The 9,739-nt window shown below is 36.9% G+C and carries 9 protein-coding genes and 1 pseudogene; 7 read left to right on the top strand and 3 right to left on the bottom strand.

Annotation, left to right across the window (positions count from 1 at the left end; all coding sequences use genetic code 11):
- Positions 1–192: 192 nt before the first annotated feature.
- Entirely contained in the window at positions 193–963 is a 771-nt protein-coding gene (locus tag ATN92_RS03490; RefSeq protein WP_056950677.1) for a replication initiation protein, read from the top strand.
- A gap of 388 nt (positions 964–1,351) precedes the next feature.
- On the opposite strand, the gene ATN92_RS03495 is transcribed toward ATN92_RS03490, so the two are convergent.
- Positions 1,352–2,026 (bottom strand): GntR family transcriptional regulator, encoded by a 675-nt coding sequence (locus tag ATN92_RS03495; RefSeq protein WP_056950674.1) that lies wholly within the window; start codon positions 2,024–2,026, stop codon positions 1,352–1,354.
- A gap of 103 nt (positions 2,027–2,129) precedes the next feature.
- Here ATN92_RS03495 and ATN92_RS03500 point away from each other — a divergent pair, with 103 nt between their 5' ends.
- A complete protein-coding gene (locus ATN92_RS03500; protein ID WP_056950673.1) occupies positions 2,130–2,774 on the top strand; it encodes a Vat family streptogramin A O-acetyltransferase in 645 nt (214 codons plus the stop codon).
- A gap of 60 nt (positions 2,775–2,834) precedes the next feature.
- On the opposite strand, the gene ATN92_RS03505 is transcribed toward ATN92_RS03500, so the two are convergent.
- The gene (locus ATN92_RS03505; RefSeq protein WP_411762952.1) at positions 2,835–4,619 is read right to left on the bottom strand and encodes a heavy metal translocating P-type ATPase; all 1,785 of its coding nucleotides are present in this window, start codon (positions 4,617–4,619) and stop codon (positions 2,835–2,837) included.
- A gap of 247 nt (positions 4,620–4,866) precedes the next feature.
- On the opposite strand from ATN92_RS03505, the gene ATN92_RS03510 reads away from it, so the two are divergent.
- The 3 genes from ATN92_RS03510 (at position 4,867) to str (ending at position 6,408) form a co-directional block, all read left to right on the top strand.
- Entirely contained in the window at positions 4,867–5,226 is a 360-nt protein-coding gene (locus tag ATN92_RS03510; RefSeq protein ID WP_025024910.1) for an ArsR/SmtB family transcription factor, read from the top strand.
- A gap of 136 nt (positions 5,227–5,362) precedes the next feature.
- Positions 5,363–5,551: a hypothetical protein gene (locus tag ATN92_RS03515; RefSeq protein ID WP_435369334.1), complete on the top strand. Its 189-nt coding sequence runs from the start codon at positions 5,363–5,365 to the stop codon at positions 5,549–5,551.
- A gap of 8 nt (positions 5,552–5,559) precedes the next feature.
- On the top strand, positions 5,560–6,408 hold the full coding sequence (str, locus tag ATN92_RS03520; protein WP_056950663.1) for a streptomycin adenylyltransferase Str: 849 nt from the start codon (positions 5,560–5,562) through the stop codon (positions 6,406–6,408).
- A gap of 85 nt (positions 6,409–6,493) precedes the next feature.
- Here the strand turns inward: str and ATN92_RS03525 are convergent.
- Positions 6,494–6,907: pseudogene (locus ATN92_RS03525) on the bottom strand (DDE-type integrase/transposase/recombinase); the annotation flags it as partial.
- A gap of 601 nt (positions 6,908–7,508) precedes the next feature.
- Here ATN92_RS03525 and ATN92_RS03530 point away from each other — a divergent pair.
- Together ATN92_RS03530 and ATN92_RS03535 are read left to right on the top strand one after the other, a co-directional pair.
- Positions 7,509–7,862 carry a MobC family plasmid mobilization relaxosome protein gene (locus tag ATN92_RS03530; protein ID WP_056950680.1) on the top strand — a complete coding sequence of 118 codons (354 nt, stop codon included), beginning with the start codon at positions 7,509–7,511 and terminating at the stop codon, positions 7,860–7,862.
- Positions 7,844–8,986 carry a relaxase/mobilization nuclease domain-containing protein gene (locus ATN92_RS03535; RefSeq protein WP_056950657.1) on the top strand — a complete coding sequence of 381 codons (1,143 nt, stop codon included), beginning with the start codon at positions 7,844–7,846 and terminating at the stop codon, positions 8,984–8,986. The genes ATN92_RS03530 and ATN92_RS03535 overlap by 19 nt, the downstream gene beginning before the upstream one ends.
- Positions 8,987–9,739 lie beyond the last annotated feature (753 nt).

A 9,739-nucleotide genomic window follows, 5' to 3' on the forward strand; every position in this document is an offset into this window, starting at 1 on the left:
GCACTAATAGAACACCAAAAAGCACACCACTCAACACCAAAAAGCACACCACTCAACACCAAAAAGCACACCACTCAACACCAAAAAGCACACCACTCAACACCAAAAAAATAAAAATCACTTTACTTTAGTGTTAATTAGTAATAGAGTGTATTTATAAAATAAAATGTATGTTCGAAAGGAAGAAAATTTATGGTCGATAAACGCAATATGTTATGGGTCAGTGACCGTAACTTTAATAAAGAAGATTTTAAAGACCAACAATATTTTCAGGTGGCTGAACATAATGACCTAATTACTAAGGCACGTCATGATTTAAATGCCCGTGAATTGAAGATTATGGACTTTGTTGTTTCTAAGATTAAACCTGATGATAAACACTTTAATATCATTCATACGTCAATGTATGAGCTGTCTAATGTCCTTGAATTAAAGCGTAGCGGTCGTACGTACTCGCAACTTGCCCAAAATTTAGAAGACATGCGTGCTAAAAGCCTTCGTATTTATAGTGAGACGGATCGTCGTATTACTCTAACGGGGTGGTTTGAAGTTGTGCATATTTGGGAAAATGGACAACTTCAAATCAAAATCAATGAAGAATTTGCGCCATTTTTGTTGCAATTAAAAGATAAAGGGCACTACACCCAATACTTACTCGTTGATACCGTTAAACTGAAAAGTAAATATTCTATTTTGTTATACAAATTGATCCGTGAAGCTGATAAAGATAACGGTAGTTCAATTGCCATTGTTCAAGGAACGCCTGATGAGTGGAAAGAATGGTTAGGTTCGCCTGAAAGTTACACCTATGGACGTTTAAAAGATAAAATATTAAACCCAGCTATTGCAGAAATTAACCTTGAAATTGATGATATGGACTTATCTTTATTTCAAGCACGCCGTGGTCGTGAGGTAGTTCAAGTCGAAATTCACAATAATTTTATTCGTAACCCACGTTTTTAATATAAGGGGGGAAATGATGTTCATAATAAAAAGAGGGATACCGCCCTAGCCTCCACAGCTCACGGTATCCCTAAATTTAGCAAAACAACCAACCATTTGAAAGGAAGTTTCACTATGAAGAATAGTATCACAAAAATAAGTCTAGTTGTATCAGTTATCAGTCTGTTGGTAGTGGGTTTTCTTGCGCTACAAATGCATGAACTCACCACAATTACAACGAGTTCACACAAATTTAACTTATAAGTTATGTCTTTTGAACCTTGAGTGAGAATGTAGTCGAGTACTAGGCATGAGAATTTTTTGTAGGTTTCAAAAAATATTACCCGTTCTTGACGGAATGAACGACTGAAAACCGAAGTTAGTTACATATTATATGTACGAAGGCATTTCATTTACACAAGATTCTTGACGCTACCATAGCTAATGAATATTCGACTAGATTGCCAAAGCGATCAAAACCTCTTCTAACACGATTAAGCGCCAAAGTATCCGACTTACCCAATAACTCCTTGTCATCATCTTTTAGATTAACGGCCTTGAATTCATCTTTGAAACTAGCCACTTCTTGACCACTCTCTTGGAGTATTTTGTAGAGTGATTTGTGACGCAAATCTTTCAATTCATTTTGAATCGCAACATTTGGAAGATAGTGTTCAAAAATTATGAACGGCTTATCATCCAGTGAATAAAGACGTTTAATATACAAAACCTGTTGCTTACCAGATTCCTCAAAAGGAGTTCCCTTTGGCGAAACTAATTTGATCTGTAGAATCTTCTTAGTTAAATCACCGTGTTCATCGACAATAGATGAGAATGATCTGGCTTTTGATAATTTATTGAACAAGTTGTTGCTAATAACCGTCGTTCCGATTCCACTTTTCTTAACCAAATAACCCTCACTGACTAGTAATTCAACCGCATTACGGACCGTGATTTTGCTGACATTATACATTTTCTCTAATTCGTTCTCTGTTGGTATAAGGTTTCCTACTTCATACTTACCTGATAAAATATTCTTTTTAATATCACTGGCAATTCTCTGATATAAACTTCCTGCTATCATTTTATTATCTCCATGGTTCATCTATATTAATTATTATGTATTCTTACATTATAATATATGTAACGGCTGTTAAATAACAGCAATTAAATTTAAGGAGCATCTCATGAAATCATACCCCGATCCGAATTCAATCTATCCCAACCCCAATATCAAAGAAATGGTCTACATCAAAAATACAATCAAATCCCCAAATATTATCGTGGGCGACTACACGTATTACGATGATAAATCTGAACCAGAGAATTTTGAAAAACACGTCACTCACCATTACGAATTCCTAGGTGACAAACTAATAATCGGCAAGTTCTGTTCAATTGCCCAAGGTATCGAATTCATTATGAATGGTGCAAATCACGTGATGAAGGGCATTTCAACTTACCCATTTAATATTCAGGGTAACGGTTGGGAAGCCAACACACCTACTCTAGATGACTTACCTCTAAAGGGCGATACGACAGTCGGTAACGACGTATGGTTTGGTCAAAATGTCACTGTTCTACCCGGTGTTCATATTGGTGATGGTGCCATAATCGGTGCAAACAGTCTTGTAACTAGCAATGTGGAACCATACTCAATCGTTGGCGGTAATCCTGCCAAACTAATTAAACAAAGATTCTCTGATGATATGATTAATGAACTAGAAAAGCTGCAATGGTGGAATAAGGATATCGACTGGATAACTGCCCATATCAAAGAACTTACTGTTAATGAATTATCATTGGATAAGATCAAAGAATGGACAAAATAAGTATTTACAAAAAAGGTCCTCGCATTTAATAAAATGCGAGGACCTTTTTATAATTATTTATCACTTCAAGAATTGTAATCTAACAGCGTTTAATACCGCTATAACGGTGACACCGACATCGGCAAATACTGCTTGCCACATGCCTACGAAACCGAAGGCTCCCAGAATTAAGAACAAAACTTTGATCCCTATGGCAAAACTAATATTCTCCATAACTATTTTTCTAGTCACCTGAGCAATTTTAATCGTCTTAGAAACCTTGGAAGGTTCGTCACCCATAATAACAATATCGGCCGCTTCAACTGCAGCATCACTACCAAGACCGCCCATGGCGAACCCGATATCAGCCGTCGTTAATACTGGCGTATCATTGATACCATCACCAATAAAGGCCACTTTTTTATTTTTCTTCTTAGATGTTGCAAGTAATTTTTCAACAATATTAACCTTATCTTCAGGTAACAAGTCAGTATAGACATTGTCTAACTTAAGCTTATCCGCAATCGATCTACCAACTATGGCATTATCACCAGTCAACATGGCACTCTTAATCCCACGTTGATGTAATAATTCAATTGCATCCTGTGCATCTGACTTAGGCTCATCGGCAATCACAATGCTACCCATAAACTTACCGTCAACACTGACATAAACAACCGTACCAATTCCATTATCTCTGATGAAATTAATTCCTGACATTGCCTTATCATTACCTACTACAACTTGTTTGCCATCGACTATAGCCTTCAAACCATGACCAGCATGTTCGTTCGCATCTGTGACCTGATACTGACTCATATCGTCGTTATAAGCTTTGATAATCGACTGCGCGATTGGATGCGTAGAATTCTGTTCCGCTGCAGCCGCAATACCTAATAAATCTTGTCTCTTAACTCCAGCTACAGGTTCAATTTTAACAACTTCAAATTGCCCCTTTGTCAAAGTACCAGTCTTGTCAAAGGCTACTGTATCAACACTATTCAAGGCTTCAAGATAACTGCTACCCTTTACTAGTACACCTTGTTTAGATGCTGCTCCAATCCCGCTGAAGAAACTCAGTGGAACTGAGATAACTAGAGCACAAGGACACGAGATAACTAAGAATACCAAGGCACGTGAGATCCATTCACCCCAGTTGCCAGTAAACAGTGACGGAATTATTGCTAGTGCAACTGCCATAGCAACTACGATCGGCGTATAGATTTTGGCAAAACGTGTAATGAACTTCTCTGCCGGAGCCTTTTTATTGCTTGCATTTTGGACCATATCCAATATTTTGGCAACTGTAGAATCACTATATATCTTTGTGACCTTAATCTCCAAAGTACCGTTTTGATTGATAGAGCCACTCATGGCGGCATCGTTTTGATAAATACTACGAGGCATCGATTCACCTGTTAAAGCTGATGTATCAACCATCGATTGTCCAGACACGACCGTCCCATCTAAGGGAATCTTCTCACCAGGTCTAACAATAATAATCTGTCCAACTTGAACTTTAGATGGATCAACTTTCTTAGTACCTGAAGCCATTTTTATAGTCGCAAAAACTGGTTTAACTTCCAATAATGCTGAAATAGATTTTTTAGAATTATTTGTCGCAATATCTTCAAATAAGTTACCTACTTCATAGAAGAACATGACCGCGACAGCTTCCGGATACTCTCCTAAAATCAGAGCACCAACCGTTGCAATTGTCATTAAGAAATTTTCGTCAAAAATTTCACCATGAAAAATATTTTTAACTGCTTTTAAGACGATACTTCCGCCAATAACGAAGTAACCCATGAAATAAAGGACGATATTAATCGGTTCACCGAATATTCCTATGAATCCAGCAATCATAAATACAGCTGAAATAACTAATTTCCATAGTCTGACAGTGGATTCATGATCTAATTTATGTTTTGATTTCGTTTGCTTATTTTTTACTTGATATTCGGATTGGACATTGTACGATTTCATTAGAAACATCCTCCCTACAATTGTGTAAGTGTTTACATGAATATATGAGCATTCATTCATATTTCATCTATAATATAATATATCCTACAGGGAAATTCAATGATTTGTAGAAAAAAGGTGAAGTATTATGGTAGAAAAAGATTTTTCAGAACAAGAACATCAAGCTGCTCTGAATCATTTGAAGGAAAGTATTCCTGCCAATGAAGAATTAGAATCAATGGTCAACATTTTTAAGGCTTTTGGCGATATGACCCGTGTAAAAATTATCCTGGCATTGTCAAAAACACCCTTGAGTGTTGGCGAAATCGCCGATACTTTGGACATGAGTCAATCATCAATTTCCCATCAACTAAGTCTATTACGTCAATTAAATCTTGTTACGAGTGTGCGACACGGTCGAAATATTCATTATCGATTAAGTGATCAACACATAATCACGATTTTTGGACAGACAAAAGATCACATTATTGAAGACGAAAACGACTGATACTACTGACTTCCGATTATATGTACGAAGGCATTTCATTTACACAAGATTCTTGACGCTACCTTTTAATGATTTACATATTTTAAAACCAGATTGGAAAATTATTAAACGAACTTCCGATAGAGCTATTGTTTTTATGTTATTAAGTGATGAAGAAGAATGGGGCAAAATTCATAGAAATTCTAGAACGAAATATAAAAATTTGATTAAAGAAATATCCCCAATTGATTTAACGGAATTAATGAAATCGACTTTGAAAGAGAACGAAAAACAATTGCAAAAGCAAATTAATTTTTGGCAACGTAAATTTAGACTTGGGAAGTGAAAAAAACAATGAGAACTGAAAAAGAGATTTTAAATTTAGTTTCTGAATTTGCTTATCAACGAAGCAATGTAAAAATTATTACTCTCGAGGGTTCAAGAACTAATGAAAATATAAAAAAAGATAAGTTTCAAGATTATGATTTTTCGTTTTTCGTATCAGATATTGAGTGTTTCATACATGAAGAGAGTTGGTTAAGTTTATTTGGAGAATTATTGTTCATACAGAAACCAGAAGATATGGAATTATTCCCTCCTGATTTAGATTATGGTTATAGTTATATAATGTACTTTAAAGATGGCATAAAAATGGATATTACATTAATTAATTTAAAAGATTTAAATCGTTACTTTAATGACTCTGATGGTCTTGTAAAAATTTTAGTTGATAAAGATAATTTAGTGACTCAAGAAATTGTTCCAGATGACTCAAATTATTGGTTAAAAAAACCAACAGAACGAGAATTTCATGATTGCTGCAATGAGTTTTGGAGTGTTTCAACGTATGTAGCAAAGGGCGTTTTTAGAAGAGAAATATTATTTGCTTTAGATCATTTCAATAATATTTTACGTCCTGAATTATTAAGAATGATGTCTTGGTATATTGGTTTTAATAAGGGTTTTGATTTTAGTTTGGGAAAGAATTATAAGTTTATAAACAAATATTTAACTGATAAAGAATTCAATATGTTTTTAGCTACTTTTGAGATGAATGGATATAAAAAGACATACCAATCTTTTAAGCTCTGTTGTGAATTATTTAAATATTATTCAAATAAAGTAAGTTGTTTAGGAAATTATAACTATCCACATTACGAAAAAAATATCGAGAATTTTATTCGTAATAATTATGAAAATTAATTTTATTAGCAACCACATTTTTGGGGTTCTGGTGCAAAATTAACAAAATAGTCTTTGTAATACATTGGGACGATTGTTGAACGGATCATTGTACTAATAATTCGATTAGTGATTGTGACGACGAAAAACCAAAGAGACTTGGTTCTCTTTGGCTTACTTTATGTAGTTGATGCATGACTTCAATCCCACTTAGCGTTTTTAGCGCAGTTCGTAGTGATTGAAAACCGCTTGATTTTACTAAGACGTGTTTAATTAACCGATGATCTTGTTCAATCAAATTATTACGATATTTAGAACATTGGTGATTTGCTTTCACCAATAAGCCGTCTTTAATTACTTGTTTAATAGCCTTTAAAGTGCCAGCATATTGATCAGTAACCAGACAATCAGGACGACCATAGGTCGTCAATAAACGTTTCAAAAAATGATAGGCGGATTGATAATCACGATGTTTACGTAACTCAAAATCTAGTGTTAATCCATGACTATCAATGGCTCTATCATACTCTATCACAAGATCCAAACATCAATATTTGGCTGGCTAGACTGCTTCCTATTCTTATTATTTTTATTGTGTTCTTTTCTCTGCAATGGATAATCAACACATTTGAAAAGGAACCTTATAAATTTTAGTTATTATATTGGGCTGAAACCCTTGCTACAAGCGTGAGACGCTTGCCCTGTTCGGGGAGAACTCTCCATGAAATGGTCTGCTGGAAAGCTCCTGCTGAAAGCATGCGTCAAGTGCAAAATTTGTCTTGATGAAATCATGCTTATTATGCAAAATAATTCGGCAGACAGCCCCCGTCGGGTAGACGCCATTTGCGGAATAAATCAGCAAATGGCATACGCAACGATTGGTAAAAAGTGGCTAGCATATAGCTAGTCATTTTGCCGTGAGTTTGCGTAGCTAGGGGGTCAAGGGGCGAGCGCTAGCGTCCCCTTTGCAAGCACCACATCAGACACGTAAGTGGCTAGCATGTGGGTTGCTTGCCAAACCCCGTGAATTGATTTATTATGTGAGTAGAAACCCTAAGGGTTTCACGAGCTTAATCAATCAATTCACTTGCCTGAAAGGCAAAACAAAGGGGGTGGGGTTTGTGAGCGAACAACACAATATGTCTAGCCATCTATCCGATAAACAACCCAATCGGAAAGACAGTCGGCAAATCAATTTTAGAGTGAGCGAGCAGGACTATTTAAAGCTTTCGCAATCTGCGAAAACTTTAAATATGTCCGTGCCTGCTTTTGTCAAAAAGAAGGCACAGGGGGCGCGGATCGTTGCCCCTAAGATTGGCGCAAAAGAAGCGCAAGAGTTAGCCCGTCAATTAGCAAAAATTGGGGGTAATCTCAACCAATTAACAAAACACGCCAATCAGGGGGGCAACGTCCCCGCCCAAGCATTGCAGGAACTTCAAAGTGAGGTGGCAAAGATATGGCAACAACTCACATAAAGCGGTCTGCAAGTGCGTCACGGCTTGTCAATTATGCCGAAAAACGTGCGGTCTTAAAGGACGGACTAAACCTTGATGTGAACTATGCTAAAAGTCAATTTAAACAAGTCCGTGAAGTGTACGGTAATCAAGGTAAAACACAAGCCTATGCTAGTCGTATTTCGTTTAGTCCAAAGGAATTTGACCCTAAAAACGAAATCGACCAGAAAAAAGCTCTCGATATTGCCAAAGAAGTGTATCAAAAGACTTATCCTAATCAACAGGTGGCGCTATATGAACATGCTGATACGGACGCCTTACATATTCACGCTGTCATTGGGGCAATTGACTTGGAAACTGGCAAGAAAATGCATGGAAATTGGCAAGAATATCGTGAAAAGCTCGTTCATAACACCGATGAAATCGTACAAAAACATGGACTAGAAGTAACACACACTGACCCTGAACGGTATGAAAAGCGTTCTATGGCCGAAATCAAAATGCAAGACCGCGGACAACCGACTTGGAAAGACCAAATCAGACAAGCAGTTGATAGTACCATGTCTAATCAGCTTATATGCGATTTTCAGACGTTTAGAGACGATTTAAAGCAAAAAGCAATAGATGTATGGGAACGAGGTAAAGACCTTACCTATCAGCTAACAGGGACGAATTATAAGGCTCGTGGTAATAAACTTGGCACAGCTTACGAAAAGGAGGCAATTTACAATGAGTTGGAAAGACGTACCAGAGACCCAGATACAAACAGATTTAACAGCGCTCAACCAGACCCTGAAAGAAATCAGGAACTATCAGGGCACACAAATTCAACTACAAAGCAAACAACAAATCGAACTGACCGAACAGCTGACACAAATCGAACAAACCAGCCAAAAGGTCAATCAAGCCTTTCAAGAGACCTTGAACAATTTAGAGAACAGCAAAGAAACCAGCAGAGAACGATTAGTCGCTCTGCTCAAAGACGCTCAAAATCAGTTCAACGAACAAACAAAGACGGTCAATCGCAAAACAATCGACGAATTGCAACAGATAAACAGTCTGCAAAAGAGCAACAACACCACGTTGAAAGCCCTAAACGACAGCCTAAACCAAACCGTTCAAGGGACTATGGACCAAGTCGCTAATCGTTTATCTACCGAAATTGACCGTACACATAAACATATGAGTTGGTATGAGATTAAAAATTATCTGTACGCGGTTATTCCGACTGGGTTGCTCTCAGGGCTCGTATTTTGGCTTCTGACGCATTTCTTTGCTTAACAGGTGTATTTTATGAAATTATCTTTAAAATGGCTTAGAATGCAAAATATTGATGAATTAGCTAGGTGTCGACGCACTATTTAACTGTCTGTCAACGGTAAATCGAATTAAAGGGGCTTTCTGCTTTAGCAGTTAGCCCCTTTTTGAGGCTTTAAGGAGTTGATAGACTGGCGGATAAAACACTTTTGCGCATGCAAAGAAAAGCACCCTTGCTTTTTTTGCCTGCCTAACGGCGAGTGATTAGGTGGTCAAGCGAACTTCGCTTGTGGGTTTGGGCAACGCCCAAGATCTTTTTATGTAACGACCATAGGGAGGCGCAATGAGCAAAGCGAATGAAGTTAAATGTGAGAGCTTGTCTCTCACTCCTTTTGTTTGTGTTGTTTTGTTTTATTGAATTGCGCTCACAAACATAGCGCTACGCGCGCACCTAATTTATTAATAATTCTATTAATACTTCTAAATACTTAGGGAAAAAGGAATGGCTTTATATCAACGTTTATAGCACTAATAGAACACCAAAAAGCACACCACTCAACACCAAAAAGCACACCACTCAACACCAAAAAGCACACCACTCAACACCAAAAAGCACACATCACTTTACTTTAGTGTTAATT

Source organism: Companilactobacillus bobalius (genome assembly GCF_009764355.1).